Origin of the sequence: Pikeienuella sp. (assembly GCF_046290545.1) — a bacterium.
In the GTDB taxonomy this organism is placed as follows: Bacteria; Pseudomonadota; Alphaproteobacteria; order Rhodobacterales; family Rhodobacteraceae; genus Pikeienuella.
Genome location: NZ_JBKAGV010000005.1, coordinates 68,957 through 85,570 on the forward strand (window position 1 = coordinate 68,957; position 16,614 = coordinate 85,570).

The following is a 16,614-nucleotide window of genomic DNA, read 5'->3' on the forward strand; positions in this document are numbered from 1 at the left end:
AGAAGGACTGCACGACCATTGCGGAGCCGATTGTCCTGAGCCGCGTCGCTTCGAGAGTGGCGGCCGCGGCGCGGTCGAGTTCTGGTTTCAGGACAGGGGCGGGGGTTCCGGCGCTCCCCGACAAGGGGAAGAGCAAGGCCGCGATCATGTTGCGGCGGCGTCGTCTCCCGCGGCGAGCTTCCCGAAGAGGAGGGCGACGGCTTCCGCGCCCGGGTCATTATGGCCGGCGAGGCTCGACTCGGCGAGATAGCTCGCCCGCCCGGCCCGCGCCCGCGTGATCCGCGCTGTCGCGTCCGCCCCCTCGCGGGCGGCGCGGGCGGCGGAGTCCAAGCCGACCTGCAGGCCTTCGAGCGCGGGATGCAGCGCGTCGATCATGGTCCGGTCGCCGAGGCCGGCCCCCCCGACCTGCCGGATACGGTCAAGCCCCGCCCTCAGCGCGTCCGTCATGTCCTTGCCCGCCGCCGATGCGTCCCCCGCCGCTGCGAAGAATATGGCGAGGAGAACGCCGGAGGAGCCGCCCATGGTCTGGCTGAGTTCGAGCCCGATTGCGCGGTAGAGTTGCGTCTGGTCCGCGAGCGGCAGCCGGTCGAGCGCGCCGATCAGGGCGCGCGCCGCGGAGGCGAGCGTGCTGCCGGTGTCCCCGTCGCCTGATTTCGCATCGAGCGCGTTGAGCTCCGCCTCGGCTTCGATCAGGATTTGGCAGCACCGCTCGATCAGCGCGCGCGTCTCCGGGTTCGAAGAGGGGATCGGCTTGATCGGCGTCAGGCCGTCCGGCAGCGCCGCGACAGCGACCTGCCCGACGGGCAGGCAGCCCGGCCACGCCGCCGGCAGCACCGGCGCGAGGAGCGCCGCCTCGTCCGCCTTCGTCGCCGGCAGGAGCGAGACCGAAAAGCCCTGCATGTCGAGCGAGGTCATCAGCGGAGCCGGGCCGACCATCCAGCGCACCTGGCCGCCGATCCGGGAGCGGACGAGCGCTTCGGCCAGCACCCCCATCTCCAGCGGCGTCGCCCCGCCGAGATTGTTCAGCAGCGCGACGAGCGGCCCCGGGCCGACATGCGGGGCGAGGCGCTCCACCACCATCTCCATCGCGCTCTTCGCCGTCGTGAAGTCGACCTGCTCGATCCCCGCCTCGCCATGGATGCCGAGCCCGAGCTCAGCCTTGCCGTGCGGAATGCGCGCCTCCTTCGGCGAGCCCGGAACCGTGCAGGTGTCGAGCGACATGCCGATGGAGACGACGCCTTCGATCACCCGCCGCGCCGCCGCCGCCACCGCGTCAAGATCCGCGCCGTCCTCCGCGAGGGCGCCTGCGATCTTGTGGACGAAGAGCGTGCCGGCCACGCCGCGCGGCTGCGGCAGGTCCGGCAGGGCCACATCGTCATTGACGATCACCATCTCGACCTTCAGGCCCTGCGCGCGCGCGCGCTCCGCCGCGAGGCCGAAATTCAGCCGGTCGCCCGTGTAGTTCTTCACGATCAGCAGGCAGCCGGCCTTCCCCGTGACGGCGAGAATCCCGGCCAGAACCGCGTCGACCGAGGGCGAGGCGAAGACGTCGCCGCAAACCGCCGCCGTCAGCATCCCCGCGCCGACAAAGCCGGCATGGCTCGGCTCATGGCCGGAGCCGCCGCCGGAGACGAGTGCGACGCGCGACTTGTCCCAGTCCGTCCTGACCACGACCTTGATGTGCGGATAGCCGTCGAGCCGCGCAAGGCGCCCTCCCGCCGTGCGCAGGAGGCCGTCCAGCGCCTCGGTGACGAGCGTCTCCTTAGCGTTCATGAAGCGGTTCATCTCTGTCCTCCTGTGGCGATGCGGGCGCCGCCGGCGTCGAAATAGAGTGCGGCGCGGGGTTCGAGGGCGACGGCGTCGCCGGGCTTGAAGGCGGCGTGGGCGTCCACGAGCGTGACGATGGCGTGCCCGTCCAGCGTCAGGTGCAGCCTGGTCTGGTCGCCGAGGCGTTCGAGGCGGACGACCTGCGCCGGCCGGCCCTCGCCGAGCCGGATATGTTCGGGGCGAAGGCCGATCGTGCGCGCGCCCGGCGGCGCGCCGCCGAATAGATCGGCGGGCAGCGCGTTGATCCGCGGCAGCCCGAGCCGGGCGGCGACGCTGAGGCTCGCCGGCTCTTCGTAGATCTCGCGCGGGCCGCCGAACTGCACGAGCCGGCCTTCGTCCAGCACGCCCACATGCGTGGCCATCGTCATCGCCTCGATCTGGTCATGGGTGACATAAAGCATCGTCGCCCCGAGGCCGGACTGGATGCGCTTCAGCTCGACCCGCAGCTCCGCGCGCAGCTTGGCGTCGAGCGAGCTCAGTGGCTCGTCCATCAGGTGGATCGCCGGATCGCGCACCAGAGCGCGCCCGATGGAGACGCGTTGCATCTCCCCGCCGGAAAGCGCGGTGGCCTTGTTGTCGAGCTTATGGGCGATGCGCAGCGTCTCCGCGACCTCCGAGACCTTTCGCGCGATCTCCGCCTCCGGCGTGCGGAGGATCGGGGAGCGGAGCGGGAAGGCGAGGTTCTCCCGCACGGTCATGTGCGGATAGAGCGAGTATTGCTGGAACACCATCGAGACGTCGCGCTGGGCCGGCGTCTCTCCGGCCACAGAGCGCCCGCCGATCAGGACGTCGCCCGAATCCGGGCGCTCAAGCCCGGCGATGAGCCGCAGGGTCGTGGTCTTTCCCGCCCCGGTCGGCCCGAGGAGGACGACGAAGGCGCCGTCCGGGATCGTCAGGCTCAGCCGGTCGACGGCGACCGTCGCGCCGAAGGCCTTGCTGACGCCAGTGAGGGAGACTTCAGCCACGGGAAAGCGCCCCCTCGTTCAGCGCGGAGCGGAGCGCCCGCCCGGACCGGGCGTCGAAGAGCGTCACCGCGCCGGCCTCGAAATCGAGCCCGACGCTTTCGCCCGGGCGTGCGGCCCGGTCGGAGCCGATCCGCGCCTTCACATCGCCGTTCGCCGTCCTGAGCGTCACAATCTGGGAGGTTCCGAGATACTCCGCCGCGATGATCTCCCCGCGATAGGGCGCCCCGTCCGCAAGCCGCACATGCTCCGGGCGGACGCCGTAAGCCATGTCCCCGGAAAAGGGCTCCCTGAGGGCCGGCGCGCCGAGCCTGGCCCCGCCCATCTCCACCGCAGTCGCGCCGGCCTCCAGCCGCCCGCCGAAGGGCAGGAGGTTCATCGGCGGGGATCCGATGAAGCTGGCGACGAACATGCTGGCCGGCTTGTCGTAGATCTCCTGCGGGGCGCCGAACTGCTCGATGACGCCGTGGTTCATCACGACGATCTTGTCGCCCATCTGCATCGCCTCGAGCTGGTCATGGGTGACGTAGACGGTCGTCGCCCCCATCCGGTCATGCAGGGCGCGCAGCTCCTCCGCCATGCGCTCGCGGAACTCGGCGTCGAGCGCGCCGAGCGGCTCGTCCATCAGGAAGCATTTCGGATCGCGCACGATGGCGCGGCCGAGCGCGACGCGCTGACGGTCCCCGCCGGAGAGGCCGCCGACCGGGCGGTCCAGAATATCCTCGATGCCGAGAATGCGGGCGACTTCCGCCACCTTCTCCCGGATGCGCGCCTTCGGCATCCCCTGGCTCGCCAGCGGATAGGCGATGTTCCGGCGCACGTTCATATGCGGATAGAGCGCGAACATCTGAAAGACGAAGGCGATGTCGCGCTTGCTGGCGGGTTTGCGGCCGACCTCCTCCCCGTCGATGTGGATCTCCCCCGAGGTCGGAAGCTCCAGCCCCGCGATCATCCTGAGCGTCGTCGTCTTCCCGCAGCCCGAGGGGCCGAGCAGCATGAAGAATTCCCCGTCCGCGACCGTGAAGCTGGAGGACTGCACGGCGGTGAAGTCCCCGAACTCCTTGCGCAGATTCGTGATCCTGATCTCCGCCATCCGTCACTCCGGGAAATGGCTGACGACGATGAACAGCACCGTCCCCGCCAGCGTCACGAGGAAGGACCAGGTGAAGGCCCAGAGCGCGAAGGGCTGCATCAGCATGACGACCCCGAGCGCGATGAGACCCGAGGCGACCATCTCCCACGGGCCGCGGCGCAGGCGAAGAAGCCCCTGAAGAAAGACGCTCATTTCCGCACCGCCCCGAAGGTGATCCCGCGCAGGAGGTGCTTGCGCAAGAGGATCGTGAAGACCATGACCGGCACGAGGAAGATCGAGGCGCCGGCCGCCACGGCCGGCCAGTCCTGCCCGCCGACGCCGATGATCGTCGGGATGAAGGGCGGCGCCGTCTGCGCCGTGCCGGAGGTCAGCAAGACGGCGAAGGCGTACTCGTTCCAGGCGAAGATCAGGCAGAAGATCGCGGTCGAGGCGATTCCCGTCGCCGCCTGCGGCAGCACCACCTTCCGGAACGCCTGGAACCGCGTATAGCCGTCGATCAGCGCCGCCTCCTCGTATTCACGCGGAATCTCGTCGATGAACCCCTTCAGGAGCCAGACGGAGAGCGACAGGTTCACCGCGGTGTAGAGCAGGATCATCCCCGCATGGGTGTCCGAAAGCCCGAGAGAGCGGAACATCAGGAAGATCGGGATCGCCACCGCGATGGGCGGCATCATCCGGGTCGAGAGAATGAAGAAAAGAAGGTCGTCCTTCAGCGGAATCCGGTAGCGCGAGAAGGCGTAGGCCGCCAGCGTCCCGAGGAAGACCGAGAGGAAGGTGGAGCCGAAGCCGATGATCACCGAGTTCAGGAACCGCTCCCCGAACCGGGAGGGGCCGGCGATCACCATGCCCTTGTCGTGCACGATCTCCTCGTACCAGGTCGTCGGCGGGTTGGCGGCGAGGTATTCCTCGCTCTGCCGCGTCTGCGCGGTGAAGAGGTTCACGTAGCCTTCGAGCGTCGGCTCGAACAGCACCTTTGGCGGATAGGCGATGGAATCGGGGGAGGACTTGAACCCGGTCGCGAGGATCCAGAGCAGCGGCATGAGCGTGATCAGCGCATAGGCGACGACGAGGACGCCCGCTATCCACTTCCGCCCGGCGGAGGGTTCGGTGACGGAATGGCCGCTCATCGTTCCTTCACCCTGTTGAGCGCCTTCACATAGATCGAGGCGAGGCCGAAGACGGTCACGAAGAGGATGATGGCGTAGGCGGAGGAATAGCCCGTCCGCCATTTCTCGAACGCCTCCCGCTTCAGGTCGATGGAGGTCAGCGTGGTGAGGCTGCCGGGCCCGCCGCCCGTGAGCTGCACGACGAGGTCGAACATCTTGAAGTTCTCGATGCCGCGGAACAGCACCGCCAGCATCAGGAAGGGCAGCACCATCGGCACGGTGATCGTCCAGAACTGCCGCCAGGGCGATGCGCGGTCGCATTCCGCCGCCTCGTAGATCGACTCGGGGATGGAGCGGAGCCCGGCGAGGCAGATCAGCATCACGAAGGGCGTCCACATCCAGGTGTCGACGATCACGATTGCCCAGGGCGCGAGGTTCACGTCGCCGATCATGGAGAAGCCGGTCGGGTCCGCCCCCGTCACATAGCCGACGATGTTGTTGAAGAGGCCGATCTGCGGCTGGTAGAGCAGCGTCCAGAAATTGCCGACGACGGCGGGGGAGAGCATCATCGGCAGCACGATGATCGTCGTCCAGAAATTGCTGCCGCGGAACTTCGCGTTGATCAGCCAGGCGAGCGCGAAGCCGAGCAGCACCTGGAAGAACAGCGTCCAGAACAGGAAATGCGCGGTCGCCTGCATCGTCATCCAGACGTCGCTGTCTGTGAGTATCCGCTCGTAGTTCCGGAGGCCGACCCAGCTCACCTCCGCGTTCGGGCGGTTGGCGCGGAAATCCGTGAAGCTGAGGCGGACCGTCCAGATCAGCGGAAAGATGTTGACCGCGAGGAGCAGGAAGATCGTCGGCGCGACGAAGAGCCAGGCGATGGCGCGGTCCGAGAGCCCCCTGATCCTGCGCGCGGCGCGGGGCGGCGTCGCCAGCGCGACGCGCTCGATGGCAGTTTCCGGCATGAGCCGCCCTTCCGGGGTTTCGAGGTTGCGGAATGCGGGTGGCTTGGGCGCGCCCGCCTGGCCGGCGGGCGCGCGGCGCGCTCTCAGAGCTTGCCTTCGTCCTCGAACACTTCCGTCCAGTCCTCGACCAGCTTGTCGAGCGCCTCCTGCGCCGTGCCCTGCCCGGCGATGACGTAGTTGTGGACGCGTTCCTGCATCGGGAGCAGGAGCGAGGCGTAGGAAGGTTCGGCCCAGAAATCCTTCACGATTGCCATCGAGTCGAGGAAGGTCTGCGCATAGGGCTGGCTCGTGGCGAAGCCCGGGTCCTCCACCACCGCGCGAAGGGCCGAGTAGCCGCCAAGCTCCCACCAGCGGGACTGGATCTCGGGCTGGGCGAACCACTTGATGTATTCGAGCGCCGCCTCCTGACTGTCGGAATAGGAGACGACGGAGATGCCCTGCCCGCCAAGTTGCGCGAAATGCCCGGCCGGCCCGGCGGGGTTCGGGAAGTAGCCCGAGCGATCCCCGCCCACGTTCGGGTCGGCGTGCACGCCCGGCCAGATGAAGGCGAAGTTCATCTGGAGCGCGACCTGCCCGGACTTGTAGGCGTCGATATTCTCCGACATGTACCAGTCGGAGGAGCCGGGCGCCGTGCAGCAATCATAGAGCGCCTTGTAGAATTCGAGCCCCTCGACCGCCCCCGGGGAGTTCACGAACCCGTCGAGGTCATAGGGATTCTCGGGGTTTCCGTACTGGAACCCGTAATTGTAGAGCGCGTTGGTCACGCCCATCGTGATCCCTTCCGAGCCGCGCTCGGTGTAGATCGCCGCGCCGTAGACCGTCTTTCCGTCGATCTCCCGGCCCTGGAAGAACCCGGCGATGTCCTTCAGCTCCGCCAGCGTCGCCGGCGGGGCGAGGTCGCGGCCGTGCTTCTCCCTGAACTCGGCCTGAAGCTCCGGCCTTCCGAACCAGTCCTTGCGATAGGTCCAGCCGACCACGTCGCCGAAGGCCGGGAGCGCCCAGTAGTTCGGGGTGCCCTTGGGCCACTCGGAATAGCCGGTGACGGTGGCGGGGATGAAATCGTCCATCGAGATGCCGTTGGCCTCGAAGAACTCGTTCAGCTTCACGTAATGCCCGGCCTCGGCGCCGAGTCCGATCCACTGGCTGTCCCCGATCATCAGGTCGCACAGCTTGCCGCCGGAATTCAGCTCGTTGAGCATACGGTCGGCGAAGTTCGGCCAGGGCACGAATTCGAAGCTCATCTTGTGGCCGGACTTCGCCTCGAAATCCTTGGAAAGCTCGATGAGGGCGTTGGCCGGGTCCCAGGCGGCCCAGCAGAGGGTCAGGTCGTCCGCCCGCGCATCCGCGGCGGACAGGCAGGCGGCCGCGGCGATCGCGGCGGACGGCAGGATTCGCGTCGTCGTCATGAACTTTTCTCCCTTCGAGGAGACGCGGTTGCCGGGGCGTTGCGCCGCCGCTGGTCTCCGTTTTGTAGGTCATGCGTATCTGAGGAACGTACCTCTTTTCAACTCAAAAGTCGCGGCCCGCGGCCATGATCGCGTCTCCGTTCCGCCTCAGTCGCTTAAGGCCGGCCGACGCCGGCGCCGCGGGGCGCCGCGCGCGGTCCATTCCCGCGCCCCCGATTCGGGCGGACTCACTCTGGCGATGTCGTCAGGGCAGGTTCTCGCGCAGGACGATCTCGATCCGCACGCGCTCCTGCGCCTCGAAGATCGGGCGGTCGTCGCACAGGTTGCGCAGGACCCGCAGCGCGCTGCGCACCAGATGGCCGACATTCTGCGCGATCACGGCCGCGATCTCGCCCTCTTCCAGCGCGCGCCTTGTCGAGGGCGTCAACTCGTGCGCGATGACGACGAGGTCGTCGAGCCGCCCGCTGCGCCGCAGCGCCCGCAGCATGGCCGCATTGCCCGAGCCCATCGAGTAGACCCCGACGAGCCGCCGCCGCGTCGCGACGACCTCGCGCACGATCTCCTCCATCCGCACCGGGTCGTCAAAGGACTCGACCGAAGGAAGAACCCTCAATCCCTTGAATTCGCCTGCGATCACGGCTTCGAAGCCCAGCCGCCTCTCCAGGCTGTCGCGGGAGCGCATGGAATTCGTCGCCGCAAGGATTTCGCCGCCGCCCTGCGCGAACCGGCCCATCAGCAGGCCGGCGGTGCGGCCGGCGGCGATGCTGTTGATCCCGATGAAATAATCGCGCTTCGTGTTCGGAAGGTCAGAAGCCAGCGCGACGACCGCGAGACCCGACTCCTTGAGCCGCGAAATCGCGTCGCGGACCTGCGGCGTCTCCGGCGCCATCAGCGCCACCCCGTCGAGCGGGATGTTCTGCAGCCCTTGCAGGATCTGCACGATCCCGTGCGGATCGTGGGAGGGGATGCGGACGATCTTGAGCACCGTCCGGTCCGCGAACTGGGAGCCGAAAGCCTCCTGCAAGGCCGATTCGAGGGCGATCGCGAACTGGCCCGGGCCTTCGGGCAGCACGAAGGCGAAGCGATATTGCCGCTGACGCGCGAGATTCGCGGCGTAGGTGTCCCGCACATAGCCGAGGCGGCCGACGGCCTCCTGCACCTTCGTGATCGTCTCCTCCCGCACGCCGGGGCGGGCGTTGAGCACGCGATCGACCGTCGCGAGGCTGACGCCGGCCGCCTTGGCGATGTCGTGCACCGTGGGCTTGTTCAGGGCGCTCTCCTTCGGAAGCCGCAGGGCCTATCTCTGATGTACGCCAATCAGACTTGCGGCCGCAATGTTGCATGCGCCCCGCCCGCAGGAAAGGGCCGGGCCAGAACACGCAGCCGCGCGGCCCCCGGGCGGGGACGGGCGACGAGCCCGGCGAAGGGCGGCCGCCGCCGAAAGGTCAGATCCAGCCGCAGCGCACGGCGATCACCGTCGCATGATGGCGGTTGCTCGCCTCAAGTTTCCGGATCGCCTTGTTCAGGTGATAGTTCACCGTTGCGGGCGAGAGCGACAGCCGGTCCGCGATTTCGTCGCTCGTCATCCCTTCCGCCGTCCATTTCAGGCATTCGAGCTCGCGCGGAGAGAGCACGGGCCGCGGGCGCTGCGGCTGACCGTCGCCGACAAGGCGCGCCATGCGATCATGCGTCTGCAACGCAGCCACATAGAGCCTCGCGCCCTCGTCGCGGGTCGCATGGTCGAGATGCGCGGCCCGCCCGGCAATCAGCGAGAAAACGCCGACATCCCCCGAAGGGCCGGCGATCGGTATCGAATAGCCGCAGACGATCCCGAAGCTTCGCGCCTCGTGGAAGACGCGGCGCTGATCCTTTCGCCAGGATTTAAGGAAGGCCCCGCCATCCCAGAAGAACGGCATGCGGGACCGCCGCGTCAGGAGCGCGACCGGATCGTAATGGGTGTAGAGCTTCCGCTGATAGCGCTCGGTCCATTCGACCGGGTAGTTGGTCAGAAGCGTCTGGCTCCCGGCGATTTCCGCGCCGCCAGGGCGGCGGATCAGGAGGTAGGAATAGTAACTGACGCCGAGGCCCCCGGCATAGCGTTCGAGCGCGCCGGAGAGGGCCGGCGCGTCTACGCAGCTTTCGAGCGGGTTGTCCTCGATCCGCACCTTCGCCTCCTGCGCGCGCGCCGGAGAATACTAACAGATATGCTAGTTCACAACGCGCCTGCGGCGCCCTCTCCTCCTGAACGAACCAGTGAGGAGAAATGAGATGACGCAGAACCGACTTGTCGCGCCGCTCGCCGCCGCGTTCCTCGTCGCCGCCGGGCCGGCGTTCGCGGACATCGTGAAGATCGGCCTGCTCGCGCCGCTGACCGGCCCCTCGGCGGCCGATGGCGAGGAATTCGTCCGCGGGGTGACTTGGGCGGTCGAGGAGGCGAACGCGAAGGGCGGCGTGGCCGGCCATACGTTCGAGGTCGTCACCGCCGACGTGAACGACCATTCCGCCGCCAACGTCTCCTCCGCGGTCGAGCGGCTGCTCGGGGAGGACGGGGTGGAGGTGATCCTCACCGGATACGCCAGCCTCTCGATGTTCGAGGTGGAGATGATGATGGAGGCGGGGATGCTCTATCTCTCCGCCGGCCCCTCGCCTTCCTTCGCCGCCATCGTCAGCCCGGCGCCGGAGGATTACTGGTGCTGCTGGTCCTACACCGCCTCCTTCAAGGGCTACGAGACCGACGTGCGCCCGGCGGTCGAGTCGCTGGCGGCGCGGGGTGAGTTCACGCTCCGCGACAAGACGGTCGCCATCATCTCCTCCGACAACGCCTATTCGAAGACGATCTCGGAGGGCATGAAGGTCTCCTTCTCCGAGGGCGGCTGGAGCGTTGTCGTGGACGAGCTCGTTCCCTTCGGCGAGGTCGGCGACTGGCGGCCGATCCTCGCCCGCGTGCGGGAGACGAACCCGGACCTGATCGTCAACACCGATTACCTCCCGGGCAACTCCGCGCTCTTCCTCAACCAGTTCCTCGAAGCGCCGACGAACAGCCTCGTCTTCCTGCAATACGCGCCTTCGGTGCCGGAATTCGTGAAGCTGACGGGGGAGAACTCCACCGGGGTCCTCTACAACCTGATCAACGCGCCGCTCAACAGCCCGGGCTGGCCGCGCGGCGAGGCGCTGATGCGCGCCTATGAGGAGAGGTTCGGGCTCGAATCCGGTGCCTACGGCGTCGGCCTCTACGAGATGGCGAGCCTCTATTTCTCCGCGCTGGAGACGGTCGGCGACCCGACGAAGCGGGAGGAGATCTCCGCGGTGATCGGCGCGACCAAGGCGGAGACGGCGGCCGGGATCCTCGAATTCGACCCGGCGACGCATGTGGCGCTCCAGAGCAACGACCGCATCCCCGTCTCCTTCTGGCAGATCCAGGACGGAAAGCGCGTGCTGATCGAGCCCGCCGCCTTCGCCAACGGCGCCTTCCTCCTCCCGCCGTGGATGTCGAAGTGACGCGCCGCGCCCGCCGCCGCCGCGGCGGGCGCCCCTCCTTCCGGCGGACCCTCCCGTGACCACAGAACCGATCCTCGCCGTCTCCGGCCTGACGAAGACCTTCGGCGCGCTCCGCGCCGTGGATGGCGTCTCCTTCACCGTTGCGGAGGGGGAAATCCTCGGCATCGCCGGGCCGAACGGCAGCGGCAAGAGCACGCTCTTCAACGCCATCACGCGCATCCCCTTCTCCGCGAGCGCCGGAACCGTCCTGCTCTCGGGTCGCCCGATCCACGGCGAACCCCCGCACCGGATCGCCGCGTCGGGTCTCGCCCGCACCTTCCAGCGAGAGAGCGTCTTCCCCTCGCTCAGCGCGGTGGACAACGTGCTGACCGCGGTTGAGCAGACCGGCCGCGGCGGCTCGTTCGAGCGCGACGTGGTGCTGGCCGAGCAGGCGCTCGACCTCGTGGGTTTCCCGGCCACGCTTCACAACTGGGAGGGGCGGAAGCTGCCCGTCTTCCTCCGCAAGCTGGTGATGATCGCCGGCGCCCTCGCGCTCGACCCGCGGGTCCTGCTGATGGACGAGCCCGCCTCCAGCCTGACGCCGGAGGAGATCGAGCGGATGCGCGCGCTGATCGCGAAGCTCCGCGGCCTCGGGGTCACGATCCTGCTCATCGAGCATGTGCTGCCGCTCCTCACCGCCGTCTCCGACCGGCTCTTGGTCATGGACCAGGGCCGCGTCATCGCGCTCGGCGCGCCAAGCGACGTGATCCGCGACGCGGCCGTCGTCGAAGCCTATCTCGGCGAGGCGGCGTGAGCGCGCCCCTGCTTGAGCTCCGGGGGCTGAGCGGCGGCTACGAGCCGATCCGCATCTTCGAGGGCGTCGATCTCGTCGTGGAGCCCGGTGCCTCCATCGGCTTCTTCGGTCCGAACGGCCACGGCAAGACGACGCTGATGAAGACGGTGAGCGGCGTGCTGGAGCCCTGGACGGGCGACGTGATCTTCGCGGGCGAGCGGCTGAACCGCGCCGCGCCGCGCCGCGGGCGACGCTGGCGGAACTTCAACTACGACCTTGTCACGCGCCGCCGGATGGACCCGAAGCGCGTGGCGCGGGCGGGGCTGATCCATGTGCCGCAGGGCAACCTCCTCTTTCCGGAGATGACCGTGGAGGAGGTGCTGGACATCGCGCCGCTCGCCGCCGCCGGCCGCGTCCCGACCCGCGCCGCCGCGCGGGCGCTCCGGGAGCAGGCGGAGGCGCTCTTTCCCCGGATCGCGGAGCGGCGGCTCTCGAAGATACGATTTCTCTCGGGCGGGGAGCGGCAGATGGTCTCCATCGCCGCCGGGCTGATGGCGGCGCCGAAGCTCCTGATCCTCGACGAGCCGACGCTCGGCCTCTCGCCGAAGCTGCGGCGGGAACTGGCGGACGCGGTGCGCGCGATCCACGCCTCCGGCGTGCCGCTGATCCTGATCGATCAGGATGTCGGCTTCCTCTCCTCCCTCATCGACCGGCTCTATCTCTTCGATCACGGCCGCATCTCGCGGCGGCTGGAGCGCGGGGACATTCCAGATCATGGAGCCCTTATGGCGATGCTCTTCGGAGAGGCCGCATGAGCCTCGAATCGATCCTTCTCGTCGCCTCCGGCGGGCTGGTGCTCGGCGCGCTCTATGCGCTGATGGCGGCGGGCCTCGCCGTCGTCTGGACGACGCTCGGCATCTTCAACTTCGCGCATGGCGCCTTCATCGCGCTCGGCGCCTATATCGGCTGGCAGATCGCCCATCCGGACGCCGCCGGCCTCGGCCTTGCGGCTGGCTTCGTCGGCGCGACGGCGGCGATGTTCGCGCTCGGCGTGCTCTTCCACCTCGCCCTTGTCGGCCCCTTCATGCGCAAGGAGGGGATCGTCGCCGCCTCGGTGATAACCACGCTGGCCGGCGCCGCGATCATCGAGAGCGGGATCAGCCTCGTCTGGGGCCCGCGCTCCAAGCAGCTGGAGCCGCTCGGCGCGGGGGAGGCGCGGCTCGGGCCGGTGACGCTATCCCAGAACGATCTCATGCTGATCCTGATCGTTGCGGCGATCCTCCTCGGCGTCGGCTGGTTCCTCGCCCGCTCGCGCACCGGGCGGGCGATGCGCGCCGTGGCGCAGAACCGGGAGGCGGCGGAGCTGATGGGGCTCGACGCGCCGCGGCTCTACGCCGCCGCCTTCGGTCTCTCCGCCGCGATGGCGGGGCTGGCCGGGCTCTTCATCGGCTCGATCCGCTTCATGACGCCGACCATGGGCGCGGACCCGCTGATGAAGGCGCTGATCGTCGTCATCCTCGGCGGGGTCGCGCGGTTCACGAGCCCGGTCTACGCCGCGCTGATCGTCGGGATGACGGAAGCGTTCTCCACGTATTTCCTCGGTCTGTACTGGACCCCGGCGGTGCTATTCGGGCTGATGATCGTCGTGCTCGTGGCGAAGCCCGAGGGCCTTTTCGGCCGGAAGCAGCGGACGCTCTGATGCGCTACGATCCCCCCTTTCACCGGGCCAACGGGCTCGTCCCGGCGCTGATCGCCCTCGCCGCGCTCATCGCCTTCCCGCTCTTCGTGGACGCGAGCTATCACCGCCACGTGATGATCCTCGCCTTCGTCTTCGCCATCGTGGCGGCGAGCTGGGACCTCTCCTTCGGCTATGGCGGCCTCTTCAACTTCGCGCATGTCGCGCTCTTCGCGGTCGGCGTCTACGCCTACGGAATCCTCGCGAAATCGCTCGGCGTGAACCCCTGGCTCGCGGTGCTGCTGGCCGGGCCGATCGCGATGGCCTTCGCCGCCCTGGTGGCGCTGCCGGCGCTGCGGCTGGACGGGATCTACATCATCCTCGTCACCATCGCCTTCTCGCAGCTTCTGTTTCAGGTCGTCATCAGCCAGTCCTCCGTCACCGGCGGAACCTCCGGCATGGTGACGCTGCCCGCGCTTTCGATCTTCGGCTACCGGCTGACGTCCGACGGGCGGATCGGCTATTACTACGCGGCCCTCGCGCTGCTCGTCGCGGCGCTCGCGTTCCTCCATCTCGTCATCCGCTCCCGCCTCGGGCGCGCGATCGTGGCCTTGAAGGAGAACAAGCACTACGCCGTCGCCCGCGGCGTGGGGGAGGCGCGGACCCGGCTCCTGACGCTGATGGCGAGCGCGCTCTTCACCGGGCTGGCGGGCGGGTTCTACGGCTCCTATGTGCGCGTCGCCTCGCCTGACATTTTCGGGCTCGGCTCGCTGACGCTGATCCTCTCGATGCTGCTCGTCGGCGGCGCGGGCACGCTCTGGGGCCCGGTCGTGGCCGCCGTCGCGCTGACGATCCTTTCGGAGGCGATGGCGGGGCTCGGCCCCTGGCGCAACGTGATCTCCGGCGCGCTGATCATCGCCGTGATGGCGTTCTATCCCGGCGGCCTCTGGGGCATGATCCAGGAGGTGCGCGAGGCCTCCGCCGCGCTCCTCTCCGGCTTCCGGGCGCGCCGCCGGCGCGGCGTGCGGCGCGCCGAACGGGAGGCGCGGCTCGGCGTGACGGAGCGGATGCTCAGGACGCGCGCCGGTCTCGTCGCCGTGGCCGACAGCGGCGCGCCCGAGCGCCCGGAGGGGCCGCCGGTCCTTCTGATCCACGGCAATTCCGCCTGCAAGGAGGCGTTCCTCCACCAGTTCGCGGCCTTCCGCGGCCGCCGCCGCCTCGTCGCCTTCGACCTGCCCGGCCACGGCGCCTCCGCCAATGCCGATCCGGAGGCGCATTACAACGTGCCGGCCTACGCCGATGTGGCGGAGGACGTGATGGCCGCGCTCGGGCTGGAGGCGCCCTTCGTCCTCGGCTGGTCGCTCGGCGGCTATGTCGCGCTGGAGCTGACCGCCCGGAACCCGGCGGCCTTCTCCGGCCTCGCGATCACGGGAACCTCCCCGCTCAACATCGTGCCGGACGATTTCGCCCGCGGCTACGACGCGAAGAGCCATGTCGTCCTCGCCGGCAAGCAATACTTCACCGGGGAGGAGCGCCGCCGCTTCGCCGCGGACGCCACCGCGCCTCTTTCCCCCGAAAGCGCCTTCATGCACGCGAACATCGACCGGACGGACGGCCGCGCCCGCGCCTACATGATCTCCCGCCTCGGGGTGACGGACTGGCCGCGCCAGATGCGGATGCTGCGGGAGGGCGCGATTCCGTTCACCGTGCTGAACGGCGCGGACGATCCGTTCCTCGACCACGCCTATATCGCCGGGCTTCGCTACGGCGCGATCTGGCGCGGCGCCCCGCAGGACATCCCCGAGGGCCGGCACGCGCCGTTCTTCAACAGGCCCGGGGCGTTCAATGACTCGCTCGCCGCGTTCATGTCCGCCGCGCCGGGCCTTCGAAAGGGCGCTCCCGTCCGCACCTGACGCCGCCGGATCAAGATCCCGAAACGGACGGTCCATCGGCCGTTGACGCAGCGCTCGGGGCGAGGGGGCGGGCCCCCGAAAGGCTCCGGCGTGTCCGCGGCGCTTCCCTCCGGCCGCGGAGGAGGTCCCGGTCCGGCTGAAACGGGTCTCCCGTCCGGAAGAAACGGGGAGCTGGCCTCCAAACCGCTGGCGTTGGACCTCGATTCCGGGCGAGATCGTCTCGGCGGGTCTTCAGGGCGAGCCGAACGCCCTGTCGATCCCCCGTTTTCCGGTGGCCGCCAGCACGGCCAGCCGCCGCCGCGGCGCCACAAGACGTGAGGCAGCACCATGACGAAACCCCGCGCCCGCGATCTCGGCCTTCCCTTTCCGGGCGAGCCCGGCCCCTGGAACGCGATCACGGACGCTCCGGGCGTCTCGGTCGGCTTCACCACCCTCACCGACCCGGCGCGGCGGATGCGGACGGGGGTGACGGCGATCCTGCCCCGGCAGGAGCGGGGCTGGCCGCGGCCCGTCCGCGCCGGGCAGTTCACGCTCAACGGCAACGGGGAGATGACCGGGACGCACTGGATCGAGGATGCCGGCTATCTCGCCGGCCCGATCCTCATCACCAACACCCACGGCGTCGGCGCCGCGCATCACGGCGCGACGCGCTGGATGATCGAGCGCTACGCCGGTTATTTCGGCGCGGAGCACGCCTGGGCGATGCCGGTGGTGGCGGAGACCTATGACGGCGTGCTGAACGACATCAACGCGCTTCACGTCACGCCCGAACACGCGATGGCGGCGCTCGACGCGGCGGCGACGGGGCCGGTGGCGGAAGGCTCGGTCGGCGGCGGGAACGGGATGATCGCCTACGAGTTCAAGGGCGGCACGGGAACCGCCTCCCGCCGGGCGCGGATCGGCGGGGCGGACTATACGGTCGGCGCTCTGGTGCAGGCCAATCACGGAATCCGGCCCTGGCTCACGATCCTCGGGAAGCCCGTGGGGCGGACGATGACGGAGGGGCGGCTCCTGCCGCGCGAGCAGGGGTCGATCATCGTCATCCTCGCGACGGACGCGCCGCTCTCCGCCCTCTCGCTCCGGCACCTCGCGCGGCGCGCCGCCATCGGGATCGGGCGGAACGGCACGCCCGGCGGCAACAATTCGGGCGACATCTTCCTCGCCTTCGCCACCGCCGATATCGGCCCGATGCCGCAGCTCGACGCGCCGCTCCTCACCCGGACGGAGCTGAACGGGGAGGTGATCGACCCGCTCTATCTCGCCGCGGTCGAGGCGGTGGAGGAGGCGGTCGTCAACGCCCTCGTCGCGGGGGAGGACGCGCCGACGGTGAAGCCGGAGGGATTGGTCGTCAGGGCCATCGACCATGAGGCCCTGATCCGCGCCTTCAGGGACTGAAA

The 16,614-nt window shown here is 69.1% G+C and carries 15 protein-coding genes; 6 read left to right on the top strand and 9 right to left on the bottom strand.

Annotated features, from left to right (window positions below):
• Positions 1-144: 144 nt before the first annotated feature.
• The 9 genes from ACE37J_RS03000 to ACE37J_RS03040 all read right to left on the bottom strand — a co-directional run bounded on the left by ACE37J_RS03000 (position 145) and on the right by ACE37J_RS03040 (position 9,524).
• The gene (locus ACE37J_RS03000) at positions 145-1,785 is read right to left on the bottom strand and encodes a dihydroxyacetone kinase subunit DhaK (RefSeq protein ID WP_409706803.1); all 1,641 of its coding nucleotides are present in this window, start codon (positions 1,783-1,785) and stop codon (positions 145-147) included.
• A complete protein-coding gene (locus ACE37J_RS03005) occupies positions 1,782-2,792 on the bottom strand; it encodes an ABC transporter ATP-binding protein (protein WP_409706806.1) in 1,011 nt (336 codons plus the stop codon). Before ACE37J_RS03005 ends, ACE37J_RS03000 begins: the two co-directional genes overlap by 4 nt.
• Positions 2,785-3,882 (bottom strand): ABC transporter ATP-binding protein, encoded by a 1,098-nt coding sequence (locus ACE37J_RS03010; protein WP_409706809.1) that lies wholly within the window; start codon positions 3,880-3,882, stop codon positions 2,785-2,787. The genes ACE37J_RS03005 and ACE37J_RS03010 overlap by 8 nt, the downstream gene beginning before the upstream one ends.
• 3 nt (positions 3,883-3,885) lie before the next feature.
• Positions 3,886-4,074 carry a hypothetical protein gene (locus ACE37J_RS03015; protein ID WP_409706812.1) on the bottom strand — a complete coding sequence of 63 codons (189 nt, stop codon included), beginning with the start codon at positions 4,072-4,074 and terminating at the stop codon, positions 3,886-3,888.
• Positions 4,071-5,009 (bottom strand): carbohydrate ABC transporter permease, encoded by a 939-nt coding sequence (locus ACE37J_RS03020; protein WP_409706815.1) that lies wholly within the window; start codon positions 5,007-5,009, stop codon positions 4,071-4,073. Before ACE37J_RS03020 ends, ACE37J_RS03015 begins: the two co-directional genes overlap by 4 nt.
• Entirely contained in the window at positions 5,006-5,953 is a 948-nt protein-coding gene (locus tag ACE37J_RS03025) for a carbohydrate ABC transporter permease (RefSeq protein WP_409706818.1), read from the bottom strand. The genes ACE37J_RS03020 and ACE37J_RS03025 overlap by 4 nt, the downstream gene beginning before the upstream one ends.
• 83 nt (positions 5,954-6,036) lie before the next feature.
• Positions 6,037-7,359 carry an ABC transporter substrate-binding protein gene (locus ACE37J_RS03030; protein WP_409706821.1) on the bottom strand — a complete coding sequence of 441 codons (1,323 nt, stop codon included), beginning with the start codon at positions 7,357-7,359 and terminating at the stop codon, positions 6,037-6,039.
• Between the two features lie 244 nt (positions 7,360-7,603).
• Complete coding sequence (locus ACE37J_RS03035) at positions 7,604-8,614, bottom strand: LacI family DNA-binding transcriptional regulator (protein WP_409706824.1); 1,011 nt, start codon at positions 8,612-8,614, stop codon at positions 7,604-7,606.
• Between the two features lie 190 nt (positions 8,615-8,804).
• Positions 8,805-9,524 carry a LuxR family transcriptional regulator gene (locus ACE37J_RS03040; protein ID WP_409706827.1) on the bottom strand — a complete coding sequence of 240 codons (720 nt, stop codon included), beginning with the start codon at positions 9,522-9,524 and terminating at the stop codon, positions 8,805-8,807.
• A 103-nt stretch (positions 9,525-9,627) separates the two neighbouring features.
• Between ACE37J_RS03040 and ACE37J_RS03045 the strand changes: the two genes are divergently transcribed.
• The 6 genes from ACE37J_RS03045 (at position 9,628) to ACE37J_RS03070 (ending at position 16,612) form a co-directional block, all read left to right on the top strand.
• Positions 9,628-10,857, top strand: coding sequence for an ABC transporter substrate-binding protein (locus tag ACE37J_RS03045; RefSeq protein WP_409706830.1), 1,230 nt, complete (start codon positions 9,628-9,630; stop codon positions 10,855-10,857).
• A 55-nt stretch (positions 10,858-10,912) separates the two neighbouring features.
• Positions 10,913-11,650 carry an ABC transporter ATP-binding protein gene (locus tag ACE37J_RS03050; RefSeq protein WP_409706833.1) on the top strand — a complete coding sequence of 246 codons (738 nt, stop codon included), beginning with the start codon at positions 10,913-10,915 and terminating at the stop codon, positions 11,648-11,650.
• Positions 11,647-12,444: an ABC transporter ATP-binding protein gene (locus ACE37J_RS03055; RefSeq protein ID WP_409706836.1), complete on the top strand. Its 798-nt coding sequence runs from the start codon at positions 11,647-11,649 to the stop codon at positions 12,442-12,444. Before ACE37J_RS03050 ends, ACE37J_RS03055 begins: the two co-directional genes overlap by 4 nt.
• Positions 12,441-13,328: a branched-chain amino acid ABC transporter permease gene (locus ACE37J_RS03060; protein ID WP_409706839.1), complete on the top strand. Its 888-nt coding sequence runs from the start codon at positions 12,441-12,443 to the stop codon at positions 13,326-13,328. Before ACE37J_RS03055 ends, ACE37J_RS03060 begins: the two co-directional genes overlap by 4 nt.
• On the top strand, positions 13,328-15,217 hold the full coding sequence (locus ACE37J_RS03065) for an alpha/beta fold hydrolase (protein ID WP_409706842.1): 1,890 nt from the start codon (positions 13,328-13,330) through the stop codon (positions 15,215-15,217). The genes ACE37J_RS03060 and ACE37J_RS03065 overlap by 1 nt, the downstream gene beginning before the upstream one ends.
• Positions 15,218-15,544: 327 nt before the next feature.
• Positions 15,545-16,612, top strand: a complete 1,068-nt coding sequence (locus ACE37J_RS03070; RefSeq protein WP_409706845.1) for a P1 family peptidase — start codon at positions 15,545-15,547, stop codon at positions 16,610-16,612.
• Positions 16,613-16,614 lie beyond the last annotated feature (2 nt).

Bases quoted from the DNA above. Each gene is read 5' to 3' on its own strand.
- ACE37J_RS03070 (WP_409706845.1), top strand. From the start codon at position 15,545: ATGACGAAACCCCGCGCCCGCGATCTCGGCCTTCCCTTTCCGGGCGAG.
- ACE37J_RS03010 (WP_409706809.1), bottom strand. From the start codon at position 3,882: ATGGCGGAGATCAGGATCACGAATCTGCGCAAGGAGTTCGGGGACTTC.
- ACE37J_RS03060 (WP_409706839.1), top strand. From the start codon at position 12,441: ATGAGCCTCGAATCGATCCTTCTCGTCGCCTCCGGCGGGCTGGTGCTC.
- ACE37J_RS03020 (WP_409706815.1), bottom strand. From the start codon at position 5,009: ATGAGCGGCCATTCCGTCACCGAACCCTCCGCCGGGCGGAAGTGGATA.
- ACE37J_RS03030 (WP_409706821.1), bottom strand. From the start codon at position 7,359: ATGACGACGACGCGAATCCTGCCGTCCGCCGCGATCGCCGCGGCCGCC.
- ACE37J_RS03045 (WP_409706830.1), top strand. From the start codon at position 9,628: ATGACGCAGAACCGACTTGTCGCGCCGCTCGCCGCCGCGTTCCTCGTC.
- ACE37J_RS03025 (WP_409706818.1), bottom strand. From the start codon at position 5,953: ATGCCGGAAACTGCCATCGAGCGCGTCGCGCTGGCGACGCCGCCCCGC.
- ACE37J_RS03015 (WP_409706812.1), bottom strand. From the start codon at position 4,074: ATGAGCGTCTTTCTTCAGGGGCTTCTTCGCCTGCGCCGCGGCCCGTGG.
- ACE37J_RS03065 (WP_409706842.1), top strand. From the start codon at position 13,328: ATGCGCTACGATCCCCCCTTTCACCGGGCCAACGGGCTCGTCCCGGCG.
- ACE37J_RS03000 (WP_409706803.1), bottom strand. From the start codon at position 1,785: ATGAACCGCTTCATGAACGCTAAGGAGACGCTCGTCACCGAGGCGCTG.